The sequence below is a fragment of the Mesorhizobium sp. M0408 genome (genome assembly GCF_040321495.1).
Taxonomy (GTDB): domain Bacteria; phylum Pseudomonadota; class Alphaproteobacteria; order Rhizobiales; family Rhizobiaceae; genus Mesorhizobium.
In genome coordinates, this window is record NZ_JAMYRO010000003.1 from 1 (window position 1) to 23,430 (window position 23,430).

A 23,430-nucleotide genomic window follows, 5' to 3' on the forward strand; every position below is an offset into this window, starting at 1 on the left:
CCTACCATCTCCACCCGTCGCGGGCCCCCCCCTATTGCACCAACATGGCGGGGCCCGCCCTTGCCGCGGGCACCCCCGCCAAAACCCCACCCCCCCCCCCGGGGCCGGCGCGCGCTTCTCTGTCGGCCTGTGCGCAGCTTAGCGCATGATCATGCGCTGTTTCTCGCGATTTTGCGCATAGCTGGCCTTGTCATAGGGGGCCTGCGCCTCAAGCTGCTCCTTGGTGAAGTTCGTGTAGAGATAGCGCTTGCCGTTCTTGTCGGTCATGAATTTCAGGTTGTCCATGCCGACCGCCACCTCCTTCTCGCCGATGCCAAGGAAGCCGCCGACGTCGATGATGACTGCGTCGACCTTCTTGTCGCCGCCCAGCACGATATCGCCGATCTCGCCGACGTTGACATCGTTGGCGCCGTAAACGGTTGTTCCAACCAGATCCTCGGCCCGGATTTCGCCGATCGGCATTTCGGTTAGCGTCGACTTGTCGATCGACCCGGTCTTGGTCTGGTCGGCCGTGGAATTAGCCGGAGGCGCCGCTGCCGGAGCATTTTGAGCCGTCTTACTGGCCTGGTCAGTGTTGTTGGTCGTCGCAGTGTTATCGGTCGTGGCAGTGTTGCTGGCCGTCACGGTAGGCGTGACGACGGCTGGCGCATTAGCCGCAGCATCGTTCGACGCTGTGGTCGCCGGGGCCGGATCATAGGGCTTGCGGTCGAAATCCGGCTGCGCCGTCAGCTCTTCCCTGGTGGTTTGGGCAACCAGCCAGCGATCGCCGTTCCTCTCGGCCCACTGCGCCTTGTCGAAGTCATAGGCGACGTTCTTTTCACCTATGCCGAGGAAGCCGCCGACACCGATGACCAGCGATTGAGCCTTGGCTTCCTTGTTGATGACGATGTCGTTTACGTCGCCGATGTTCTGGGCGTCGTCGCCGGTACCGTTGTAGACGGTCTCGCCGATGATATTGGTGGCAAGATTGCCTTCCGCGCGCTTCACGACCGGAGCGGGGTTGTTACCGGCCGGCGCCGCCGGGGCGTTCTGCGCCGTATCGGTGGAGGTCGACGGAGCGGCAGGAGCCGTAGCCGTGGTGTCTGTCGCTGCAGGCGCCGGATCATAGGGCTTGCGGTCGAAATCCGGATGACCCGTCAGCTCATCCTTCGTCGTTTGCGCTATCAGCCAGCGATCGCCATTTCTTTCGGCCCATTGCATCTTGCTGTAGTCGAAGGCGACGTTCTTGGTCCCAATGCCGAGGAACCCGCCGACGCCGATGACGATGGATTTTACCTGGCCGCGTTCGTCGAAGACGACATCGGTGACCTTGCCGATATTCTCTGCATTGTCGCCGGTGCCGTTATAAACCGACTCGCCGATGATATTGGTGACAAGGCTGCCCTCGGCGCGTTGCACCGGAGCGGCTGGAGCGGAATTCTCTACGGCGGGTGCTTGCGCCGGCGCCGGGGTCGTCGCCGATTGCGCAAATGCACCCGTCGCAATCAATGTTGCGACTGCTGTCGTGGTTAAAAGGGTGCGGATCATCTTAGTGTCTCCTCGTCGGTGATTTCGTGCACGCCGTGCCCGCATAGCGTCGCTGCGGGCGCAGCGTCTTCTGCATGTTCACAACGTTGTGACCACACTGTTGTTCCGAAAAAAGCCGTGGCGCACCCGGTGCCATGTCGAAGGTTCTCGGATTCGTCACGCTGGTCGAAAGGAACATTTTCTCGGCCGCCCCGTTCCACTCCCGGCTGGGACCCCGTCCCGGCCGGATAGGTGCTGGAAAAATGGAGCGGCCATGCGGTTTGCAGCGGTGCTGAACAAGGACGGCGGCACCCTGCGCACCATCGATCTTGAGGCCTTCGCCGGCCGGATCCGCGGTACGCTTGAGGCTGCTGGTCACTCGATCGATATCGACATCGCCGCCGGCAAGGATATCGTCGCCACGCTGGACGACATAGCTTCCAGGCGCGGCATCGACGTCGTGCTGGCGGGCGGCGGCGACGGCACCATCTCGGCCGCGGCAGCCCGTTTGATGAATGGGGAGAAGGCGCTTGCAATTCTGCCGGCTGGCACAATGAATCTTTTTGCGCGCGGCCTCGGCATTCCGCAGACCCTTGATGCGGCACTGAAATCGTTTGCCGACGGCGAGGTGATGGCGATTGACATTGCAACAGCCAACGGCCGGCCTTTCGTGCATCAATTCTCGATCGGCATGCACGCCAGGATGGTGCAACTGCGCCAGAAGATGGAATTCGGCTCGCGGTTGGGGAAGATGCGCGCCTCGGTGCGAGCCGCTTGGGCAACGATCAACAACCCGCCGGCCATGAACGTAACGCTGACGGTCGGTGAGGCCGAGATCAGAACGCGGATCACCGGCATCGGCATCACCAACAATCTGTTCGGCGAGGGCCACCTGCCCTATGCCGATAATCCGGCAGGCGGCGTGCTGGGCATCTATGTCACCGTGGCAAGGCGGCGCGGCGAGTTGATCAGGTTCCTCTTTGACGTCGCCCGTGGCAAATGGCGCGGTAACGAGCATGTCGAAATCCATCAGGCAAACCGCGCCGTTTTGACAATCCATTCGACGAACAGGAAAGTTCAGGCCGTCATGGACGGCGAACTGGTAAAGCTCGATCGCGAGACGACCGTCGAAATCCATCCGCGCGCGTTGAATGTTCTCGTCCCGGCGCGCGCCGCCGAGGCAAAGGTTGCCTGACGTGGGATGCGTGATGTGGGGTTGTGTGATGCAAACTGGCGCGAGCGATGGAGAGAACCTAGCCGCTGGGCGTGTTGCCCTGTTCGGTCTTCGGCGTCTCGATCATCCAGCCGTAGATTTCGGCGACGCCCCAGGCGATAAAAGCCAGCAACAGCGCGGCGATCAGGATACGAAGGACATGCCGACCCCGCCGCCCTTGACGGGCTTTGTTTTCAGGAATGGTTTTTGGCATTGTCTGGCTCCATATTTGGCGCCGGCAGGCGTAACTGGCGGGGCGTTGGCTGGTAACGGTCCCCCGCCGCGAAAGTTCCGGCTCTGCAAGGCGGCAGACGGGCCGGTTGGCCTGACCAATCAGCGGAGCCGGCCACCGGGGGCATAGTGGACGACAATAGCCAGAACACGCCGGGCCTGCCGGCCGATATTCGCCGTGTGGTGGGCGCCGCGGACCGTCTTGCCGTGCTGCACGGCCTCGACACGCTGGACGGGGCTGCCGACCCTGATTTCGATCGTATCGGCGGTCTTGCCGCTTCGGCGATGCAAACGTCTGTCGCACTGATCACGCTGGTCGATGCCGAGCGGCAGTGGTTCAAGTCCTGTATCGGCCTCGACGAGACCGAAACCGCAACCGAGACATCGTTCTGCGCCTATACCATCGCAGCCGGCAACGTGCCGATGGTGGTGGCCGACGCGGCGGCGGATCCGCGGTTCAAAGCCAATCCGCTGGTCACCGGCGAGCATCATATCCGCTTTTACGCAGGCGTGCCTATCGTAATCGACGGCGCGCTGATCGGCACGCTGTGCGTGCTCGACCGGAAGCCGCACGCACGTCCCTCCTCTGTCCAGCTCGACCAGCTGTCGGCGCTGGCCGGCCTTGCCGCCAGCCTGTTCACGCTGAAGGATGCAACCCGCAGTGCGGCGATTGCCAAGGCAGCACTGGTTCGAGAGGAAAAGCGGCGCGCCATCGCGCTCGACGCGGCTTCGCTTGCCAGCTGGGCATGGGATATCCGCAGCGATATGATCGACTGCGATGTCCTGCTGTCCGAATTGTTCAACCTGCCGAAGTCGAACAGGCTGAGGGCGCGCGACATCCTGACCGCCATCGACCCGCGCGACGTTCACCAGACCGAAACACGCTTTCGCGACGCGTTGACCGGCAGCGACGATTATTTTGGCGAATACCGTGTCAAAGGCCTCGATCCGCCGCGATGGATCGCAACGCGCGGCCGCGTCATAGAGCGCGACGGCGAGGGCAAGCCAACGCTGATCTTCGGCGTCAACTACGATATTACCGAACGCAAGCTTGGCGACGAACGTCAACGGCTGTTGCTGCGCGAGCTCAATCACCGCGTCAAGAACACTTTGGCAACCGTACAGGCGCTGGCGACGCAGACCGTTCGCCATGCCCGCCAGCCAAGCGAATTCCTCGAAGCCTTCAGCGCCAGGCTGCAGGCACTGGGCGTTGCGCACAGCCTGCTGTCGGACCGCGAGTGGCGCGGCATCGGCATCCGCGAGCTGGTGGAGATCGAGCTAAAGCCGTTCCAAGCCGCCGGACAATCGCGCATGGCGATCTCCGGCGCCGATGTCCTGCTGTCACCCGACCAGGCAGTCGGGCTCGGGCTGATCCTGCATGAACTGGCAAGCAACGCACTGCAATACGGGTCGCTCTCGGTTTCCTCCGGAAAGGTCGATCTCGATTGGAGGGTACAAGGCAGGAAGGGCGCACGGCGTCTGTTGCTGGCCTGGCGTGAAAGCGGCGGCCCGCGGGTTGCGCCGCCCAAACGCCATGGCTTCGGCTCGATCCTGATCCGCCGCAGCCTGGCCAAGGTCATTTCCAGCGAGGTGACCCATGAATTCCGGCCGGAAGGCGTGGTCGCCGAAATATCGATTCCGCTCGAAGATTTGTGACGCCAGCATTTTGCGACCGGCGCCAGAATCGTTTGCCCCGAACTATCCCTCCGAACTATTCCCGTTTGCCGATATCCGGATCATCGGAGCCGCGCTTCACGTTCTCGCGGTAGATAGCGTAGGCAGCGAGTGCTATCGCCGGGCCGAGAATCGCGCCCAGTCCGGCCTTCCCCGGGCCACCTTTGCCCTTGAGCAGCGCCGGCAGCACGGCGAGTACCGCAGTGATGCCGATAGCCTTCATGTCGGCGTTGCGTCGCTTCGCCCGGCGCCTGGCGCGCGAGCCGGCCGACATCCGGTAGACGAGCAGGATGAGACCGGCGATTGCCAGAAAGCCGATCCCGAAGCTCAGGGAAGCTGCCATCGGCCCATAGCGGGCCGCCGTCCAGATATAGGCCGCCCCGACGAGGAAGCCGAGGCCGCACAGCGCCGCGAGCGCTGCGATCGAATAGACAATCGCAGCGACGCGTGCGCGTTGCACCGCCGCAATGGTTTCGCCCGAGGCGAGGCCCGAGATCAGCGATGCAAGCATTCCCATGCGTGCAGAACTAACGGCGCGCGAGAAGAGCGAAGAGGAATCCGACGCCTGCGGCGATCGCCAGCGAAGTCACCGGTTTTTCGCGCATATGCGCTATCATCTGCGCCTCGATGTCCCTGGCGTTGCTGCGCAGGCTGTCGAAGGCTGCCTCGCCCTGGGTTCGCAACTGCTCGACGCTTTCGGCGGCGGCTCGCCGTGCTGCCCCGTAGCCATGTTCGCCAGTTTTGGCCAACAGCTTGGTAAGTTGGTCGATGTCGGCCTTCAATTGTGCGATGTCGGCCTCAATATCGGAATTCGTGCGGGCTTCGTTCGCGGCCTTTCCTGCGGCAGTCGCCATTGCTTCACTCTCCATGCTTTTGCTCGGTCGAAACGCCCGACAGACCCCAAGGTTCCGGCACGAACCTCTTCTAACCCTATCTCCGGCAGCGCGCGTTGCAAATGCCTTGCACGGGCCGAGGCCGACGCATCCGCGCCGGCACATCTTTTTTAAATGACAGCATGCCAAATACCGATCATGACTTCCCCCGTTTCACGTTAGAGACGCATTTAAGGAGATATTGCTGCGTGCGCGCATCACTTGACGGTTTGCGGATTCTTATCCTGGAAGATGAGTTCCTGATTGCCATGGATATCGAGCAGCTTTGCCGCGACTACGGCGCGCTCAATGTGGTCATCGCCCGTGAGCTGACTGAGATCGAACAGCAAGACGTTGCGGCGCAGTTCGATGTGGCCATCGTCGACCTCATGCTGAGCGGCGTTTCGACGCTCCAATTTGCTTCGCGGCTGCGTGAAGCGGGCATCCCGTTCGTCTTCGCCTCGGGCTATTCGGATACGGACGAGATCAAGGAATCCTTTCCCGGCGTCAGACTGGTCACCAAGCCCTATTCGGGAGACGATCTCGTCGAGGCAGTGGCGGCGGCCTGCAGGCGAACGCCTCTCCGCTGAGGCGCGGAGCGGTTCGAAGACGCCGCGCTTCACGCAGCCGTCGACCCGGTTACCTGAGCCGAAATTGCGTCCGGGCCATACTCGTCTTCACCGGAGATCTTCAGAATTTCCTGCAGCCGTGTGCGGGCGCGGCTGACGCGGCTCTTGATCGTTCCGACGGCGCAGCCGCAGATCTCGGCCGCTTCCTCGTAGGAGAAGCCCGACGCGCCGATGAGGATAATGGCTTCGCGCTGGTCTTCTGGCAGCAACTCGAGCGCGCCGCGAAAGTCTTCGAGGTCAAGCTGGCCGTGCTGGGCCGGGTGAACGGCAAGCCTGGCCGTCATGACGCCATCGCTGTCCTGCACCTCGCGGCCGCGCTTGCGCATCTGCGAATAGAATTCGTTGCGCAAGATCGTGAACAGCCATGCCTTCAGGTTGGTGCCGGGCTGGAAGCTTTCATGCTTGTCCCAGGCCTTGACCAATGTTTCCTGCACCAGGTCGTCGGCCTTGTCGGCGTTTTGCGTCAGCGACACGGCAAAAGCCCGCAGGCTCGGGATCGAGCCGAGCAAGTCGGTCTTGAAGCCCTGGGAGACGGCCGCCATGCCTCAGTCCTTCTTTTGTACAGGTTCGGCCTTTTCCAACTGGCTGAGCAGTTGGGCGAAGCGATCCGGCACATTGTCGGAGACCAGCTCGTCATAGTATTGTTTGAGTTTGCGGCCGATTTCCGAGTTCGGCCCAAGCGGGTCGCGGGAAGCAGCCCGGCGCCCGTTGCCAACGCCACCCATGGTAGCTTTCGTCATGTTCTTCATTTCGCCCTTTTGTCCCAGCCTTAAGCCGCCCTTCAACACATAACGCAATGCAAGCGGCAGCCTCGTCTGGTTGCCCAACCCGCCCCTAAACGCCAGCCCATATATTTAGTTCCGCATGATCGGAACTTTTTCGCAGAACCCGCGTTTTCAACTTTGGGCTTGCGAACCGTTTTTAGCTGTAACATGCAATCACGTCATATGAGGGAGACGTCCAATATGAGCCTATCAGCAACCATCGCTCCGCACCTGCCGTTCCTGCGCCGCTTCTCGCGCGCAGTATCCGGATCGCAGGAGAGCGGCGACGCGCTGGTCGCCGCAATGCTCGAAGCCATCATTGCCGATGTCGACATCTTTCCGAACGCATCGGACGACCGCATCGCGCTCTACAAGGTCTTTGCCAAGCTCTTCACCTCAGTGGCCATTCGCGTTCCGCAGGAGCATGCCCAGTCGGCATGGGAACAGCGTGCCGCGGCCAATCTGAATGCAATTGCGCCTCGCCCCCGCCAAGCCTTTCTGCTGGTGGCGGTCGAAGGCTTCAGCGAAGACGAGGCGGCGGAGATTCTCGACGTCGACGAACAGGAATTCTCCGAACTCCTCGCGCAGGCGAGCAACGAGATCTCCCGTCAGGTGGCAACCGACGTGCTGATCATCGAGGATGAGCCGCTGATCGCCATGGATATCGAGGAAATGGTCGAAAGCCTCGGCCACCGCGTCGTCGGAACGGCGCGCACCCACGCCGAGGCGGTGGCGATGTTCGGCAAGGCGCGGCCAAAGATGGTGCTTGCCGATATCCAGCTTGCCGACGGAAGTTCGGGCATAGCGGCCGTCAATGAGATCCTGTCGTCGACCTCGGTACCGGTGATCTTCATCACCGCCTTTCCCGAGCGCCTGCTCACCGGCGAGCGGCCGGAACCGGCTTTCCTGGTTACCAAGCCGTTCAATCCGGACATGGTCAAGGCTCTTATCAGCCAGGCCCTGTTCTTTGACCGGCACGCGAAAGCCGCGGCATGAAACAGCGGACGGCCGAACTGCGGCCGCCGAGACAGCCGCTCTCTCGGATCAGATGGGCGTGACGCCGGCTCAATTCACTGGCAACCAACTGGGGCAACCAACTGGACCTTTCCACACACCGCGGCAATTCGGGCCCTGAAGATTTTCAGCATCGTCTTTTTCGGAAAATGGTGGAACAAACGGAGGCGAATCACGTTTTCACCGCAGCATTGGAAGGAGATCGATCATGCTTTACTGGGCGCTCGTATTTCTCGTCGTGGCGATTATCGCCGGTGCGCTTGGTTTCGGCGGCATCGCTGGCACCTCGGCCGGCATAGCGCAGATATTGTTCTTCATCTTTCTCGCCTTCCTGATCATATCGCTTATTGCCGGCCTGATCAGACGAGCGTGAATGCCAAGCGGCCATTCAAGCGAACACTGGAAGCCGCACCCCTCAAACGGTTTCCAGCCACCGCCGGGCAGTGTCCTCCAACGGGATGCCGCTCGGCGGACCGCTTTTTAAGGCTTGATACGAACCTCCTCCTTTTGGAACCCATTTTTCCGCGAACCGTTCAGCCCGACATGGGTTGAGCAAATTGACCGATGCGTTCCAGAGTCGGAAAAATGAAAGACCGCGGCCAGAGTGATGAGATCATCGCTTTGCATCCCGCCGAAAGCGGGATGCAGCTTGGCCGGGCCCTTCTCCATGCACTGCACAATGCCGGGATTTCCGTCCTGTACCAGGATCGCGAGATGAAGACGGTGTGGGCGCGCAACATGCGCGCGCCCTGGACTTCCGATGCCTCCGACAACACCGGCATCTTGCCGCCGGCGCAGGCAGAGCGTATCGGCGCCGCCAAGCACGACGTCATCGTCTCCGGCAATCCTCAACATCTTGAACTCAGCGTGCCGGCCGATGACGGCGCCCGCTGGTTTCAGGTGTGGATAGACGCCGACCGCAGCGAGACCGGCGCGGTGCAGGGCGTCGTGACCACCATGGTCGAAACAACCGAGCAGAAACGCCGGGAGCAGACGTTGAAGGCGCTGCTGCGCGAAGTCAGTCATCGCTCCAAGAACCTTTTGGCCATCATCCAGAGTATCGCCACCCAGACGGGCCGTTATTCCGGCAGCATTGACGATTTCCTGACGCGCTTCCGCGGCCGATTGCAGTCGCTGGCCTCCTCGCAGGATTTGGTTACGTCATCCAACTGGCGGGGAGCGGCGCTGCGCGAGCTGGTTTCCGGTCAGGTCGGCAGGTACGGCGCGGATCCCTTGCACAGCCTACGCTTCCGCGGCGCAAATCCATATCTCAACCCCAATGCCGCCTTGCACATCGGCTTGGCCATGCATGAGCTCGCCGTCAATTCGGTCAGCTATGGCGCACTGTCGCGCAGCGACGGTTTCGTCGAGGTGACGGCCGATCTGACGGCAGCTTCCGCTGGCGAGCCTGCGCTGTCGCTGACATGGGCCGAAGTGATCGGAGCCAACGACAATCAGCGCAGTGAGAAGCGTTTTGGCAGCGTCGCGCTCGAACGCGTCGTGCCCACTTCATTGAATGGAACGGCGACACTTGAGATCACCGGGAACCGCCTCGAATACCGCCTTGTCGTTCCTCACGGCAATTTCGAGACGGATTAACGAGCGGCGGTCGCCGCGCGAAGGCTTGCTGCGCATCGCCATCTTTAACCGACTGTTCACCATAAAGTCCGATCCTGTGCGAACGTGCCGATCCACCGGATTGAGTTTGGCACAAAATGAAGGGAATGGGCCTTGACGGCTGCCGACTTGAACAGACTGGAACAGGCCGCTCGCGTCTCGATGGGCGGTTTTCAGGATCCCGACGCGTCCGCAGCGCCCGCGCCTCGTGCTTCGCCCCTCCGCTTCGCCGCTATCGCGCTTATGGCCGCGATCGTCCTGACCGCCGCGTCCCAACTGATCTGAATCGAACTCGCCTCTGCTTGATCGCTTTGAAACCACTGCCCGAGTGCTCGGCCGTGCCCGTTCGCGGTCACCGACCTGCCGGGCCAGGCCCAACATGTCGTCGCCAGATGCCTTGCCGTCGATCCGGTGCTCGAGGACGACTATGACAGGATCGTCTGGAACGTGCGTCCCAGCGGCACGCTCGATGCGTCCTTGGAGATTTCCGGGTTCGTGGTAGCATCGAACGGCGCACGCCCCGAAAAAGACTATCTTAATCAACAATGAAATCGTGCGGGCAAAGGCCGTACTTTCATGCTAAATGGCGGCTGGAGCTTATTAAAGTGAGGACAAAAGTGAGGATGACTCCATGCGGAAGATGATTATTGCCATGGTTGCCGTGGTTGCGGTCAGCGGCTGCACCACCACGGAAGAGAACGTGGGTATCGGCACTGTGGGCGGCGCGCTCATTGGTGGCGCTGTCGGCGGCGGCAAGGGCGCTTTGATCGGCGCCGGCGCTGGTGCGATTGGCGGTCTGCTCGTTCGCCGTCTGCAAAATGGCTACTGCCAATACAGAGATCGTCACGGCCGGATTTACACAGCTCGCTGCAACTAGTTTCGAGCTCCAGGCGAACAGCAAACGCGGAGGCAGGCCACCTGTCTCCGCGTTTGCCCTTTTAGAGCGCTGTTGCGACGCGGCCCACGAGACGGCGTTTCAGGCCGGCAGCGGAACCTTGATTTCCACGTTCAAGCCATCTTCGCGAAAATCGCGCCTGATTGTGCCACGCAATTCGCGCGTGACGTTGAGATCGATCAGTCTGGTGCCAAAACCGCTCTTTGCCGGTGTCTCGAGCTTCTTCTGACCGGCCTCGCGCCAGTTGAGAGCCAATGTCCGGGTGCCGCTACGGGCGTCGAGCGACCAGTCGACCTTCAGCGCACCGACTGAATTGCCGGCTTCGCCATGCTTCAGCGCATTCGTCGCCAGTTCGTGAAAGACGAGGCCGAGTGCCTGCGTCGTCTTTTCATCGAGAAGAACCTGCGGTCCCGACAGCAGCCCTTCAGGAAGCTCGCTGCCGAACACCTGGCCTAGCTCGATGCGCAGCAGGTCGCCGAGATCGGCTTTCTGCCAGCGTGAGCGCGTCAGCATGTCCTGGGAAGCCGCCATCGCCTGCAGCCGGGCCGAGAAAGAAGCCGAGAATTCCTGGACGTCGGTGGTGTGCGATGCTGTCTGGCGCGCGATTGCCAGCACCCGCGTGATCGAGTTCTTGATGCGATGCTTCATCTCCTGCAGCATCAGGTCTTTTTCCAGCAGGCTCTTTTCGGTCGTTTCGTGAAGCAGCGAGACCGCCTCATAGGCCCGCTCCTGATAGCGGGCCACCAGCGCGATGGCGCCCGCAAGCAGCAGTCCGAACAATCCGAGCATCACCGGGATGGCGCGCGAGGAAGGTTGCGAGAAAGCACTTGTCGGCCTGAACAGGACGACCCACGGCCGGCCGGCGACGGTGATCTTGCGGGTGACCAGCAGCCTGTCGCCGAGGCTCGAAACAGGCGGCGTTTCCGATTGGAACAGCAGGTTGTCGCTGTCCACCGTGCCGTCATAGATCTCGGTGTTGACCGGCAGCAATGGTGCCCGGCTGAGCGCAGCCTGGAACAGATCACGGGCGCGGAAGGCCGCATAAAGGAAGCCGGCAGTCGAGGATCTCGTCGCGTTCACGGCGTCCGGCGCGGTTTCGACATTGAGCCGGACGAAGACGAGGAACCCGGTAAAGGTCTGCGCCGCACCCGTATCCTTGCCGAACTGCACGAGCCCGCTGGCGTGCTGCTGGTCGTCGGTCATCGCCTTTTCGATCGCCTCGCGCCGCGCCGGCCCGGTGAACATGTCGTAGCCGATGCTGGATTTGTTGGACGGATCCAGCGGTTCGAACAGCACGATGGGCGTACGCCACGGTAAGTTCGTGTCGGGATAGATCGGATGGCTTGCGCCGTGATCGTGCAGGATGTCGCGCTCGACCGCCGCCTCGTTGCCAGTTTTCGCCAGGCGAAGGAAACCGATGCCGCGCAGGCCGGCGAAATTATTCTCGATGTCGAGCGCGTTGAAGAAGGCCTTGAACTCGCCCTGCGAGATACCGCCATTGCGTGCGTCGAACAGCGCCCGGGTCGAACGCAGCAGCGACAGGTCCAGGTCGATGCGGCTTTCGATCCGGTTAAGCGCGTCGTCTGCCGTCGCCTCGAATTTAATGCGGGCCGCCTCCTGGGTGGCAAAATAGGCAAAACCCGCCATCGTCAGGCTGATCAGCGCGACGGCGATAAAAGCGACGGTCGGAAAAAGCTTCTTCAATTGCTGATACGTCCCGTGGACGGTTCGGCATCTTTATGGGCAAGTCCTGACGCCAACACAATGGCGAGGCCAATGCATGGTGACGGCTGGCACATTTTGGCGGCTTGTGATTAGCCGGCTAATTCTCGTTCATGCGGCGATCTTCAGCGCGCCCGGCCCCGGAATGGCGCCGGGTGGGCACTTGCCGAGGATGATCATGCCGAGCACCTCGTCCTGGGTGACGTCGGTTGTGCGCGTCGTTCCGACAACCCGACCGTTCTTCATGACGCAGACACGGTCGGCAAGCTCGAACACGTCGTGAATATCATGGCTGATCAGGAAGATGCCGATGCCGTCGGACTTGAGCTGCCTGACCAGTTCGCCGACCTGCGCCGTCTCTTGCGGCCCGAGTGCCGCCGTCGGCTCGTCCATGATCAGGATGCGAGCATTGAACAGGATGGCGCGGGCGATCGCCACCGACTGCCGCTGGCCGCCCGAAAGCTTTACCACCGGCTCCTTGAAGCGTTGGAAACGCGGATTGAGCCTGCCCATCACCTTGCGCGCCTCGGCCTCCATGGCGACGTCGTCGAGCGTACCCCAGCCGGTCATCAGCTCGCGGCCGAGAAACAGGTTGGCGGCCGCATCGACATTGTCGGCCAGCGCCAGCGTCTGGTAGATCGTCTCGATGCCGTACTTCTTGGCGTCGCGGGGATTGGAGATCGAAGCTTCCTCGCCGTTGACGAAAATCTGGCCCGCATCGCGCTTGTAGGCGCCGGACAGGATTTTTATCAACGTCGATTTGCCGGCACCGTTGTGACCGAGCAAAGCCATCACCTCGCCCGGGAAAAGGTCGACAGAGGCATCGTCGACGGCGCGAATGCCGCCGAAAGCGATGGAGATGTTGCGCATGTCGATCAGCGGCGTGGGAGCGGTTTTGTCTGCCATGCTCGTCCTTCCTCCCTATAGATCCTGCTTGAGCATCAAGTTGTACGAAAACCGGTTTCCACCTTGCGGGATCATGCTCAGACCCGTTTGCGATAGACGGTATCGAGCCACACCGCGACCACCAGCACGGCTCCGACAACGATGCTCTGCAGCGGCGAATCGATGCCGAGCAGCACCATACCGGACTGCAGCGACTGCATCAAAAGCGCGCCGAGCATGGCGCCGAGCACTGTGCCGGAGCCGCCGGCGAGCGACGTGCCGCCGATCACCGCCGCCGCGATGACCAGGAGCTCGTCCAGCGTGCCCAGCGCATTGGTCGACGAGTTCTGCCTGGCTGACGAGATCGCTGCGGCGATCGTCGCCAGCACGCCCATGATCATGAACACCTTCATGGTCACCCAGCGCGTGTTGATACCGGCAAGGTTGGCTGCTTCCGGATTGCCGCCGATGGCGAAGACATAGCGGCCGAAACGGGTACGCTTGGCGATGAAGGTCATGATCAGCCCTACGGCTACAGCCATCAGCACGGGTATGGCGATGCCATGGGCGATGAACAGCCCGCCTTCGGGAACGGTTATATTGTTGGCCGCCGCATATCTGTTCACGATGCCGACCGGCCAAGGATAGGAATTGGCAAGCCATATGGCGCCCATGATGACAAGGCAAGTGACGGCCCCGAGGAACGTCTCGGCCCAGATCGGGCGTAACGGGAAGCGGAACCGCTTGCGCTGCACCCGCCCGTTGAGCAGCATGAACACAACCGCCAGGCACGCGACAATTCCGACGATCCAGCTCCATCGCGCACCGATCGAACCCGTCGGTCCGCCGCCCATCAGCTGGAAAGTGGCATCCAGCGGCGCAATCGTCTGCCCACTGGCGACCCACCATGCGGCACCCCGCCAGACCAGAAGGCCGCCCAGCGTCACGATGAAGGCCGGCACCTCGAGATAAGCGATGATGTATCCCTGGAACGCTCCGATCAGAAGGCCAAGCGCGAGGCCGATGGCCAGCGCCAGGATCCAGATCCAGGGGTTGCCTAATTGCAGACCGACCATTCGCACCAGGAAATGCACCTGCGCAAAACCCATGACCACGCCGATCAGGCCTTCGGCGGAGCCGACCGACAGGTCGATATTGCGCATGACGATAACCAGCACCATTCCGGCGGCCATTATGGCCACGGCCGAAGTCTGCACCGACAGGTTCCAGAGATTGCGTGGCGTCAGGAAGGTCCGGCTGTCGAAGTCGAACGGATTGACGCCGAGCCGTACGCTAGAAATGACATGCAGGCCGACCCAGATGACCAGCAGCGCGCCGACCATGCCGAGCATGCGCGTGTCGAGTTCGGTTGCCTTGAGAAATCGGGCAACAATGCCGAGTTCGGATTCCCGTGCCCGGTCTGTCGTGCTGTCGACCGGCGTGTTGGACGTCGTGTCGGTCATGATGTTTCTCCCGCCGGGTTGCCGTCTGCCGCGGATGCCGGAAGCAGCCTAGAAGTTATCCGCCGGAAGCGGAAAAACAACTCTTGTTGGAAAAACGCCGCGGCGAGCGGCCGCGGCGTTCGGACTTTTCGGAAACGTCGGCTCAGTTGCAGACTGCAACAGTGCCAGCCGTCACCCCGGCGCAGACCTCTTCTTTCTTGATCCAGCCGGCGTCGATGACGACGTTGAGGTTGTCCTTGGTGATGGCGACCGGGGTCAGGAACAGCGACTTGACGGTATTGCCGCCGGGCGTGGTGAAATCCTTCACGCCGGCAATGTCGGTCATCTGCTTGCCGTCGGCCAGTTGCGAGGCGATCTCGGCGGCATTCTTGCCGAGCTCGCGCGCATCCTTCCACACCGACACGGTCTGTGTGCCGAGCGCGATGCGGTTCAGCGCGGCGTGGTCGCCGTCCTGGCCCGAAACCGGAACCGATCCGGCCAGCCCTTGCGCCGTCAGCGCGGCGACGACGCCGCCGGCAGTGCCGTCATTAGCGGCGACCACGGCATCGACCTTGTTGTCGTTGGCGGTCAGGAACTGTTCCATGTTCTTCTGAGCGTTGGCCGGCAGCCAGCCGTCCGTATAGGCCTCGCCGACATTCTTGATCTTGCCGCCGTCAATGGCCTCCTTCAGCACCTCCATCGAACCGGCAAACAGGAAATCGGCATTCGGATCGGAACCCGAACCCTTGATGAAGACGTAGTTGCCTTCCGGCTTCACCTTGAAGACTTCGCGGGCCTGCATGCGGCCGACTTCCTTGTTGTCGAAGGTCAGATAGAACACGTCCTTGTTCTCGATCAGCCGGTCATAGCCGACGACCGGGATGCCTTCGTCCAGTGCCTTCTGCACGGCCGGCCCGATGGCCGAGGCGTCCTGCGCCAGGATGATCAGTGCGCTGGCGCCCTGCGAGATCAGGCTCTCGACGTCGGTGAGCTGCTTGCCGGGGTTGGACTGTGCGTCGGCGGAAATATACTTGTCGCCTGCGGCATCAATGGCCGCCTTCATTGCGGCCTCGTCGGTCTTCCAGCGCTCTTCCTGGAAGTTCGACCAGGAAACGCCGATGACCTTGTCTTTAGCCTGCGCCACCGACGCCAGCGCCAGCGTCATGGCGACACCCGCCAGAATGGCGGTCGTGAATTTCTTCATCATATCCTCCCTGCGCCGCGTACGGCGTGACCAATTGGCTCAAAGACCAGCTTAGAAGCTCTAATTTTTTCGAGCCTCGAAAAAATACTGGCCCGATCTCCGGCTGCTGTCAACATCGATTCTGATGGATTTTGATGACTCTGCGAGTTTTTTCGAGCGTCGGAATAAACGATGACAGCGCCACCTGCATCTGACACTATTTGCCTGCGTCCGACACTATTTGTCGGACATTACCGACGGCTTCCGGTTCATGAGCGGCCGCGGCAACCGGGAGGAAAGCAAAACAATGTCGGTCGGAATCCGCCATGACGATTTGCGCCGGCGCAACCGGGCGATGGTGATCTCGGCGGTGCGCCGGGCCGGCCAGCCATCGCGTACTGAGATCGCAGCTACTACCGGCCTCAGTCATTCGACCATATCGGCGATCTCTTCCGACCTGATACGGGAAGGCATCCTCGCCGAGAGCAAGGCAAGTGAGCCCGTTTCGTTGAAACGCGGTCGTCCGCAGGTCGGCCTCGCCCTCAACCCGGAAGCGGCGGCGGTGCTGACCGTGGTGTTGTCGCTGAATTTCCTGTCGGCCGCCATTATCGACTATACGGGACAGGTGGTCGCCGAGGAACAGCGCCGGCTGGACACGCTGACCATGCCGCGCGACGAGCTGATCCGTGAATGCATGGCCATCGTCCGGCGCCGGCTGCAGGATCCAGACCTTGACGTCCGCAGTGTCGCCCGCATCGCCCTGGCGATTCAGGGCATTACCGACTCCCCTGCACGCGCCATGCTGTGGTCGCCGATCACGCCGCAGACCGACATCGCCTTTGCCGACATGCTGGAGGACGAATTCGGCATCCCGGCAACGGTGGAGAACGACTGCAACATGATGGCGGTGGCTTTGCGCTGGCGCAATCCGGATCGCTATCGCGACGACTTCATCGCCATCCTGCTTTCGCATGGCATCGGCATGGGGCTGGTGCTGAAGGGCGAACTGTTCACCGGGACGCATTCCTCGGGTGGCGAATTTGGCCACATGATCCATCGTCCGGGCGGCGCGCTCTGCCGTTGCGGGCGGCGCGGCTGCATCGAGGCCTATGCCGGCAACTACGCCATCTGGCGCAACGCCAGGCAGATGAGCGAAGAAAGCGAACCGATCGCCGACGTCAGCGACGCCGACATGCGAGCACTGGCGGCCCGGGCGCGCGAGAAAGATGGGCCGGAACGCGAGGCCTACCGCAAGGCCGGCGAAGCGCTGGGTTTCGGTCTCGGCTCGCTGTTCGCGCTGATCGATCCGGCACCGGTCGCGATGGTCGGCGCCAGTGCCGCCGCCTTCGATCTGATCGAGCCGGCCTTGCGGAAGGCAATCGCCCAGACCGCCGGCGGCCAGCATTCGGACTCGATCTCCTTCGATACAGAGCCGAACGAATTGCCGCTGATCCGCGAAGGCTGCGCGATGCGGGCGCTAAGCTTCGTCGACCAGGAGATTTTCGCGCCGGGCGCGCAAATGAGGCCCAGCGTCAGAAAGAACGTAGCCTGACCAGGCGGGTCAATCTTCCCTGATCGCATAGCCGGCACCGCGGATGGTGCGGATGACATCCGGCATCCGGCCGTTGTTGACGGCTTTGCGCAGCCGCCCGACATGCACGTCGACGGTGCGTTCGTCGATGTAGATTGTCTCGCCCCAGACATTATCGAGTAACTGGCTGCGCGAGAAGACACGGCCCGGATGCCGCATCATGAACTCGAGCAGCCGGAATTCGGTCGGCCCGAGCCTGATTTCGCTCTTCTTGCGATAGACCCTGTGCGATTCGCGATCGAGCACGATGTCGCCGACCTTCAGCACGCTGGACAGCACTTCCGGCTTGGCGCGCCGCAGCAGCGCCTTGACCCTGGCCATGAATTCCGGTGTCGAAAACGGTTTGACCAGATAGTCGTCGGCGCCGGTCGAAAGCCCGCGCACCCGGTCGCTCTCCTCGCCGCGCGCGGTCAGCATGATGATCGGCAGCCGCTCGGTTTCGGGGCGCACCCGCAACCGACGACAGAGCTCGATGCCGGAAACCGCTGGTATCATCCAGTCGAGCACCAAAAGGTCGGGCACATTCTCCTGCAAACGGATCTCGGCTTCGTCGCCGCGTGTCACCACCTCGACCTGGTAGCCTTCGGATTCGAGATTGTAGCGGAGCAGCACACCCAATGGCTCCTCGTCCTCCACCACCATTATGCGTGGTGCGATCATCGGCTGGGCACCCCCATCATGTCACCGGTGCGGACATTGTCGTTTCGTCCTGCTTCGGACGATTGACCGGCAATTGCTCGCCGGTCAGCACATAATACGCATTTTCGGCGATGTTGGTGACATGGTCGCCGATCCGCTCCAGATTCTTGGCGCAGAACAGCAGGTGCGTGCAAGCGGTGATGTTGCGCGGATCTTCCATCATGTAGGTCAACAGCTCGCGGAACACGGACGTGTATTTGACGTCGATGCGCTCGTCGGCGGCACGCAGCTTGGCCAACGCGGCCGCATCGCCTGCAGCATATTCCTCGATGACACCCTGCACCTGGATGAGAACCAGCTGCGCCATCGCGTCGATGGAATGCGACAGGTCCCGCGGCGTGGCGCTGAGGCCGACCGCACTCACGCGCTTGGCGATATTCTTGGCAAGGTCGCCGATGCGTTCGAGGTCGCCCGCCATGCGGATCGCTCCGACCACATGGCGAAGATCGTGGGCCATCGGCTGGCGTTTGGCGATCAGGGTGATGGCGCGGTCGTCCAGTTCGCGTTGACGCGCATCCATGATGGCGTCGTCGGAAACGACGCGTTGCGCCAGCACGTTGTCGGAATTCAACAGGGCCTTGGTCGCCCCGCCGACCATCGAACCGGCGAGGTCGGCCATGTCGCGGATCAGCTTGCTGATCTGCTCGAGATCCTCGTCGAAAGAAGCGACTGTGTGTTCGCCCATGGTCCTGTCCTCATATGCATGATCGGAACGGCTCAGCCGAAGCGGCCAGTGATGTAGTCCTGCGTGCGCTTCTCGCGGGGCGACGTGAAGATCTTCTCGGTCCGGTCGAACTCGACCAGTTCACCCAGATACATGAAGGCGGTCTGGCGCGACACGCGCGCCGCCTGCTGCATGTTGTGGGTGACGATGACGATCGTATAGTCGGCTTGCAATTCGTCGATCAGTTCCTCGATCTTGGCAGTCGACAGCGGGTCGAGGGCCGAAGCCGGTTCGTCGAGCAGAATGACTTCCGGCTTCACGGCCACGGTGCGGGCGATACAGAGCCGCTGCTGCTGGCCGCCGGACAGGCTCAAGCCGCTGGCGTTGAGCTTGTCCTTGACCTCGCTCCACAGCGCGGCGCGCTTCAACGCCTGTTCGACGCGGCCGTCCATCTCGGACTTGCCGAGGTTCTCGTAGAGCCTGACGCCGAAGGCGATGTTCTCGTAGATCGACATCGGGAACGGCGTCGGCTTCTGGAACACCATGCCGATCTTGGTCCTGAGGAGGTTGAGATCCTGCGACCGGTCGAGAATGTTCTTGCCGTCGAGCAGCACCTGGCCCTCGGCCGTCTGTTTTGGGTAGAGCTCATAGATGCGGTTGAACACACGCAGCAGCGTCGATTTCCCGCACCCCGAAGGGCCGATGAAGGCCGTGACACTGCGCTCAGGCAGTGACAGGCTGATGTCCTTCAGCGCCTTGCTCTGGCCGTAGTAGAAGTTGAGATTCTTGACCTCGATCTTCGTCTTCTCGACGACCGTTTCGGCCATCGTCATGTCTGGGGACAACATCTGTGTCATCTGTCCTCTCTGCGTCCGGTAAGGCTGCGGGCGAGGATGCTCAAGCCCAGAACCGTCAGGGTGATTATGAGTGCGCCGGTCCACGCCAGTTGCTGCCATTCCTCGTAAGGGCTGAGAGCGAACTGGAAGATGGTCACCGGCAGGCTGGCCATCGGCGCGTTGATATTGCTGCTCCAGAACTGGTTGTTGAGCGCGGTGAAGAGCAGCGGCGCCGTCTCGCCGGAAATGCGTGCTATCGCCAGCAATATGCCGGTGACGATGCCGGACAATGCGGCGCGGTAGGCGACCGAACGGATCACCACCCAGCGTGGCGCGCCGATCGCGGCACCGGCTTCACGCAACGCGTTCGGCACCAGGTTGAGCATGTCTTCAGTGGTGCGCACGACCACCGGAATGACCAGGATGGCAAGCGCAACGGCGCCGGCAATGGCCGAGAAATGTCCCATTGGCCGCACCATCAGCTCATAGACAAACAAGCCGATGATGATCGACGGCGCCGACAACAGGATGTCGTTGATGAAGCGGACGACGGTGGTGATGCGCGAAAAGCGTCCATACTCGGCCATGTAGGTTCCCGCCAGCACGCCGATCGGCGTGCCGACGACAACGGCGATGATCGTCATCAGCAGGCTGCCCGCGATGGCATTGAGCAGGCCGCCGGCCTCGCCCGGTGGTGGCGTCATCTCGGTGAAGACCGCGAGCGAAAGCCCGGCTGTGCCCTTATAGACCAGTGCGCCGAGAATGAGCGCCAGCCAGGCAAGCCCGATGCCGGCGGCGACGACGCAAAGCGCCATCATCACCGAATTCCTGGCTTTGCGGCGGCTGTGGAGCGATGAGGATGTCGACATCGGTCAGGCTCCCGTACGGGCGTCGATCCGCATCAACATATAGCGGGCGGCGGCAAGGATCAGGAAGGTGATAACGAAGAGGATCAGGCCGAGCGAAACCAGCGAGGAGGTGTAGAGGTCGCCGTCGGCCTCGGTGAATTCATTGGCGATGGTCGCCGAGATCGTCGTGCCCGGCGCGAACAGGGAGGCACTGATGCGGTGGGCGTTGCCGATGACGAAGGTCACCGCCATGGTCTCGCCGAGCGCCCGGCCCAGGCCAAGCATGACGCCGCCCATGATGCCGATGCGGGTATAGGGAATGACCACGCGCCGGGTCACTTCCCAGGTCGTGCAACCGATGCCATAGGCCGATTCCTTCAGCACCGCCGGCACCGTATCGAAGACGTCTTTGGTGATCGAGGTGATGAAGGGCAGCACCATGATGGCAAGGATCAGCGCCGAGGTCAGAAGGCCGATGCCGTAAGGAGGGCCGGCGAAAAGGCTGGATAGTCCCGGCACGCCGTGGAAGACGTTGATGATGAAGGGCTGTATCGCCGTCTGCAGGAACGGCGCGAACACGAACAGGCCCCAGATGCCGTAGATGATCGAAGGAATGCCGGCCAACAGCTCGACCGCTATGCCGATCGGGCGCCTGAGCGGGCGCGGGCAGAGCTCGGTGAGAAAGACTGCAATGCCGATGCCGATCGGAACCGCGATCAGGATGGCGATGGCCGCCGTGACCAGGGTGCCGTAGATCGGCGCCAGTGCGCCAAATTTTTCCGTGACCGGATTCCAGCTTTCAGTCGTCAGGAAAGAAAAACCGAACGACGACAGCGCCTGCCATGAGCCGGCAAACAGCGAGATCGCGACACCGCCGAGGATGACCAGCACAAGAATTGCGGAAGCGCGGGTGAGTCCGCGGAATAGGGCATCTGTGAGCGCGAAGCGCCGCACCGTAGCTTCCCTGGCCCGGGCTGCTGCAGATGATGGCATGGCATCGGAAGCGATGGTCATTGGGTCCTCGCGATTGAAGGCAACAGGGAGGGCGCCATCGACGCCCTCCCTGGAGGAGATTACATAGCCGAGTAGAGCGGCTTGCCGTCGTCGCCGACGACTTCCTTGGCCCACATGGCCTTGACGCTCTCAACCACCTTTTCGGGCATCGGAACGTAGTCCAGCTCGCCGGCCATCTCGTCGCCCTTGTCGTATGCCCAGGCGAAGAATTTGAGCGCTTCGCCGGTGGTCGCGGCATCATCCGGCTTCTTGTAGAGCAGGATCCACGTTGCCGCCGTCATCGGCCAGGACTCGGCGCCCGGCTCGTTGGCGAGGATGACACCATAGCCCGGCTGCGAGCTCCAGTCGGCATTGGCCGCTGCCGCCGAGAACGCCGCCGCGGTGGGCTCGACCTTCTTGCCGTCCTTGTTGATCATATCGGTGTGGGTGAGCTTGTTCTGCTTGGCGTAGGCATATTCGACATAACCGATCGCGCCGCCGGTCTGGGAAACGTTGTTGGCAACGCCCTCATTGCCCTTGGCGCCGATGCCGACCGGCCATTCCACGGCCTTGTCGACGCCGACCTTTTCTTTCCAGTCCGCGCTGACGTCGCCGAGGTAATAGGTGAAGTTGAACGTCGTGCCCGAACCATCGGAACGGTGAACGACCGCGATCGCCTGCGAAGGCAGCTTGACGTCCGGATTAAGCTTCTTGATCGCTTCGTCATCCCAGCTCGTGATCTTGCCGAGGAAGATGTCGGCCAGCGTCGGGCCGTCGAGAACCAACTCGCCCGGCTTGATGCCTTCGAGATTGACGACGGGAACGATGCCGCCCATCACCATCGGGAACTGAGCCAGTCCGGTCGCTTCAAGCTCGTCGCCCTTGAGCGGCGCATCCGAAGCGCCGAAGGTAACGGTCTTGGCTTTGATCTGCTTGATGCCGCCGCCGGAACCGATCGACTGGTAGTTAAGGCCAACGCCGGTGTCTTTCTTGTAGGTGTCGGCCCACTTCGCATAGATCGGGTAGGGGAAGGTGGCGCCGGCGCCGGAGATGTCCGCGGCGAGCGCGGCGGACAGGGTGAGAGTGGTCGTCGCCGCAGCCATTGCAATCGCAACGGCCGCCGAGCGGATGAAATGTCTCATGTGGCCTGCTCCTGTTCGGAATATGGTCTCTCGGCGCCATTCCTCCGGCGCCCGCTGAGGCCAATAGCCCCCGATTATTACAGTCGCATGACAGTTTCATGTCGCTCCGGTAACGGCGCCCAGCCGGGTTAAGAAGGAGCGGCCGCGGGCTTTGTCGGCATGGGCCGCGGTTTGCCGCTGGAATCAGCAGCTTGCGTGAATTCCGGCCGGCATCGTCTGCTCGGCGATCGTAGCCACCGGCTTTAAAAGAAAAAAGCCGGACGGGAGCGCGTTGCATGCAGCCAGAACGTGTCATGGCCGCGCCATCGCCGAAACAGGTCCGTTGGGGTAAATCTGACCCTGTTTCTTGCCGGCGGTCGCTGCTCCCGCCCGTAACTGGAGGAGCGGAACTTCGAATATCCCATTGTCGCCACTGAGCGCAGCTTTGGTATGGTGCGATCGCACCATGGCCTTACGCTGGAAGCGTTGACGAATCGCAAGGTTCTAACTCGCGCTGGACCTCCATCCGCGCCCGACCCGGCGCTCGATCTTCGAGCAACGCCTTCGACTGGAAGTGCGACGACTCTACTTCACGGTATCTACTCCCTTCGCCCTATTCCGCCGGTTGTCGGTTAGGCCGAAGCAGCGTTATAAGCTTGCAGGGGTATTGCTGATGTCTCGACGGATTCTGCCTGTCTTCCTGTGCCTGGCGCTGCCTCTGGGAAGCGGCTGCGCGCGCAGCTATGACGGCACCGTCATCATTCCCAAGCCGCTCGATGTTCGCCGTTTCTGGGACAGGCCTTCGCCGCAGGCGCAAGCCGAACAGTCGCAACTGGAGACCGACGTCTTTCCAGTGGCGCCGCAAACGCCGAAAAGGCCGGCGGTGCGCAGGAGCGCGGCTTCCGTTGCAACGCCTCGGAGGAGGATCACCAACAACCCGCCCATGCTGTCGCCGGAGCCGACGAAGCCGCTAACTTGCAAGAATGTCAGCGAGCCCGGCAAACGGGCCCGCATGGTCTGCGAATAACCAG

General features: G+C 62.0%; 26 protein-coding genes. 10 read left to right on the forward strand and 16 right to left on the reverse strand.

What is annotated here, in order from left to right; translation table 11 throughout:
• Positions 1–138: 138 nt before the first annotated feature.
• On the reverse strand, positions 139–1,527 hold the full coding sequence (locus tag NKI67_RS03940) for a PRC-barrel domain-containing protein (protein WP_023678551.1): 1,389 nt from the start codon (positions 1,525–1,527) through the stop codon (positions 139–141).
• Between the two features lie 253 nt (positions 1,528–1,780).
• Between NKI67_RS03940 and NKI67_RS03945 the strand changes: the two genes are divergently transcribed.
• Positions 1,781–2,701 carry a diacylglycerol/lipid kinase family protein gene (locus tag NKI67_RS03945; protein ID WP_352574840.1) on the forward strand — a complete coding sequence of 307 codons (921 nt, stop codon included), beginning with the start codon at positions 1,781–1,783 and terminating at the stop codon, positions 2,699–2,701.
• 58 nt (positions 2,702–2,759) lie between these two features.
• On the opposite strand, the gene NKI67_RS03950 is transcribed toward NKI67_RS03945, so the two are convergent.
• Complete coding sequence (locus NKI67_RS03950; protein WP_292659198.1) at positions 2,760–2,933, reverse strand: hypothetical protein; 174 nt, start codon at positions 2,931–2,933, stop codon at positions 2,760–2,762.
• 146 nt (positions 2,934–3,079) lie between these two features.
• Between NKI67_RS03950 and NKI67_RS03955 the strand changes: the two genes are divergently transcribed.
• Positions 3,080–4,606, forward strand: a complete 1,527-nt coding sequence (locus tag NKI67_RS03955; protein WP_352571968.1) for a sensor histidine kinase — start codon at positions 3,080–3,082, stop codon at positions 4,604–4,606.
• Positions 4,607–4,661: 55 nt separating this feature from the next.
• On the opposite strand, the gene NKI67_RS03960 is transcribed toward NKI67_RS03955, so the two are convergent.
• Both NKI67_RS03960 and NKI67_RS03965 read right to left on the reverse strand, forming a co-directional pair.
• Positions 4,662–5,141, reverse strand: coding sequence for a hypothetical protein (locus NKI67_RS03960; protein ID WP_352457967.1), 480 nt, complete (start codon positions 5,139–5,141; stop codon positions 4,662–4,664).
• 10 nt (positions 5,142–5,151) lie between these two features.
• The gene (locus tag NKI67_RS03965) at positions 5,152–5,478 is read right to left on the reverse strand and encodes an ElaB/YgaM/YqjD family protein (RefSeq protein ID WP_023678546.1); all 327 of its coding nucleotides are present in this window, start codon (positions 5,476–5,478) and stop codon (positions 5,152–5,154) included.
• 161 nt (positions 5,479–5,639) lie between these two features.
• Between NKI67_RS03965 and NKI67_RS03970 the strand changes: the two genes are divergently transcribed.
• Entirely contained in the window at positions 5,640–6,086 is a 447-nt protein-coding gene (locus tag NKI67_RS03970; protein WP_352574839.1) for a response regulator, read from the forward strand.
• A gap of 29 nt (positions 6,087–6,115) precedes the next feature.
• Here NKI67_RS03970 and NKI67_RS03975 read toward each other — a convergent pair whose 3' ends face one another.
• Together NKI67_RS03975 and NKI67_RS03980 are read right to left on the reverse strand one after the other, a co-directional pair.
• Positions 6,116–6,667, reverse strand: a complete 552-nt coding sequence (locus tag NKI67_RS03975; protein ID WP_023678544.1) for a sigma-70 family RNA polymerase sigma factor — start codon at positions 6,665–6,667, stop codon at positions 6,116–6,118.
• 3 nt (positions 6,668–6,670) lie between these two features.
• Positions 6,671–6,874, reverse strand: coding sequence for a NepR family anti-sigma factor (locus tag NKI67_RS03980; RefSeq protein ID WP_023678543.1), 204 nt, complete (start codon positions 6,872–6,874; stop codon positions 6,671–6,673).
• A gap of 216 nt (positions 6,875–7,090) precedes the next feature.
• Here NKI67_RS03980 and NKI67_RS03985 point away from each other — a divergent pair, with 216 nt between their 5' ends.
• The 5 genes from NKI67_RS03985 (at position 7,091) to NKI67_RS04005 (ending at position 10,397) form a co-directional block, all read left to right on the forward strand.
• Entirely contained in the window at positions 7,091–7,885 is a 795-nt protein-coding gene (locus NKI67_RS03985; RefSeq protein ID WP_352574837.1) for a response regulator, read from the forward strand.
• Between the two features lie 226 nt (positions 7,886–8,111).
• Positions 8,112–8,276, forward strand: coding sequence for a DUF1328 domain-containing protein (locus NKI67_RS03990; protein WP_023678541.1), 165 nt, complete (start codon positions 8,112–8,114; stop codon positions 8,274–8,276).
• 191 nt (positions 8,277–8,467) lie between these two features.
• Positions 8,468–9,502: a sensor histidine kinase gene (locus NKI67_RS03995; RefSeq protein WP_352574835.1), complete on the forward strand. Its 1,035-nt coding sequence runs from the start codon at positions 8,468–8,470 to the stop codon at positions 9,500–9,502.
• A gap of 132 nt (positions 9,503–9,634) precedes the next feature.
• On the forward strand, positions 9,635–9,805 hold the full coding sequence (locus NKI67_RS04000; RefSeq protein WP_352480855.1) for a hypothetical protein: 171 nt from the start codon (positions 9,635–9,637) through the stop codon (positions 9,803–9,805).
• 346 nt (positions 9,806–10,151) lie between these two features.
• A complete protein-coding gene (locus tag NKI67_RS04005) occupies positions 10,152–10,397 on the forward strand; it encodes a YMGG-like glycine zipper-containing protein (protein ID WP_006328050.1) in 246 nt (81 codons plus the stop codon).
• A gap of 99 nt (positions 10,398–10,496) precedes the next feature.
• Here NKI67_RS04005 and NKI67_RS04010 read toward each other — a convergent pair whose 3' ends face one another.
• The 4 genes from NKI67_RS04010 to xylF all read right to left on the reverse strand — a co-directional run bounded on the left by NKI67_RS04010 (position 10,497) and on the right by xylF (position 15,668).
• Positions 10,497–12,119: a CHASE domain-containing protein gene (locus NKI67_RS04010; protein ID WP_352480856.1), complete on the reverse strand. Its 1,623-nt coding sequence runs from the start codon at positions 12,117–12,119 to the stop codon at positions 10,497–10,499.
• A 129-nt stretch (positions 12,120–12,248) separates the two neighbouring features.
• On the reverse strand, positions 12,249–13,043 hold the full coding sequence (locus NKI67_RS04015) for an ATP-binding cassette domain-containing protein (protein WP_352480857.1): 795 nt from the start codon (positions 13,041–13,043) through the stop codon (positions 12,249–12,251).
• Positions 13,044–13,120: 77 nt separating this feature from the next.
• Positions 13,121–14,485 (reverse strand): sugar ABC transporter permease, encoded by a 1,365-nt coding sequence (locus NKI67_RS04020; protein ID WP_352574833.1) that lies wholly within the window; start codon positions 14,483–14,485, stop codon positions 13,121–13,123.
• Between the two features lie 142 nt (positions 14,486–14,627).
• Positions 14,628–15,668: a D-xylose ABC transporter substrate-binding protein gene (gene xylF, locus NKI67_RS04025; RefSeq protein WP_352644514.1), complete on the reverse strand. Its 1,041-nt coding sequence runs from the start codon at positions 15,666–15,668 to the stop codon at positions 14,628–14,630.
• Positions 15,669–15,954: 286 nt separating this feature from the next.
• Here xylF and NKI67_RS04030 point away from each other — a divergent pair, with 286 nt between their 5' ends.
• The gene (locus tag NKI67_RS04030; RefSeq protein ID WP_023678536.1) at positions 15,955–17,199 is read left to right on the forward strand and encodes an ROK family protein; all 1,245 of its coding nucleotides are present in this window, start codon (positions 15,955–15,957) and stop codon (positions 17,197–17,199) included.
• Between the two features lie 9 nt (positions 17,200–17,208).
• Here NKI67_RS04030 and phoB read toward each other — a convergent pair whose 3' ends face one another.
• From phoB to pstS, 6 genes are read right to left on the reverse strand one after another with little or no spacing between them, the layout of a single operon-like run.
• Positions 17,209–17,898 carry a phosphate regulon transcriptional regulator PhoB gene (phoB, locus tag NKI67_RS04035; RefSeq protein WP_031212149.1) on the reverse strand — a complete coding sequence of 230 codons (690 nt, stop codon included), beginning with the start codon at positions 17,896–17,898 and terminating at the stop codon, positions 17,209–17,211.
• Positions 17,899–17,914: 16 nt separating this feature from the next.
• Positions 17,915–18,622: a phosphate signaling complex protein PhoU gene (gene phoU, locus NKI67_RS04040; protein ID WP_023678534.1), complete on the reverse strand. Its 708-nt coding sequence runs from the start codon at positions 18,620–18,622 to the stop codon at positions 17,915–17,917.
• 32 nt (positions 18,623–18,654) lie between these two features.
• Positions 18,655–19,458, reverse strand: coding sequence for a phosphate ABC transporter ATP-binding protein PstB (pstB, locus tag NKI67_RS04045; protein ID WP_031212148.1), 804 nt, complete (start codon positions 19,456–19,458; stop codon positions 18,655–18,657).
• Entirely contained in the window at positions 19,455–20,306 is an 852-nt protein-coding gene (gene pstA / locus NKI67_RS04050) for a phosphate ABC transporter permease PstA (protein ID WP_023678532.1), read from the reverse strand. Before pstA ends, pstB begins: the two co-directional genes overlap by 4 nt.
• Before the next feature lie 3 nt (positions 20,307–20,309).
• A complete protein-coding gene (gene pstC / locus NKI67_RS04055) occupies positions 20,310–21,299 on the reverse strand; it encodes a phosphate ABC transporter permease subunit PstC (RefSeq protein WP_023678531.1) in 990 nt (329 codons plus the stop codon).
• Positions 21,300–21,358: 59 nt separating this feature from the next.
• Positions 21,359–22,420 (reverse strand): phosphate ABC transporter substrate-binding protein PstS, encoded by a 1,062-nt coding sequence (gene pstS, locus NKI67_RS04060; RefSeq protein WP_031212147.1) that lies wholly within the window; start codon positions 22,418–22,420, stop codon positions 21,359–21,361.
• A gap of 652 nt (positions 22,421–23,072) precedes the next feature.
• Between pstS and NKI67_RS04065 the strand changes: the two genes are divergently transcribed.
• Positions 23,073–23,426, forward strand: a complete 354-nt coding sequence (locus NKI67_RS04065; protein WP_023678529.1) for a hypothetical protein — start codon at positions 23,073–23,075, stop codon at positions 23,424–23,426.
• The last annotated feature ends 4 nt before the right edge of the window (positions 23,427–23,430 follow it).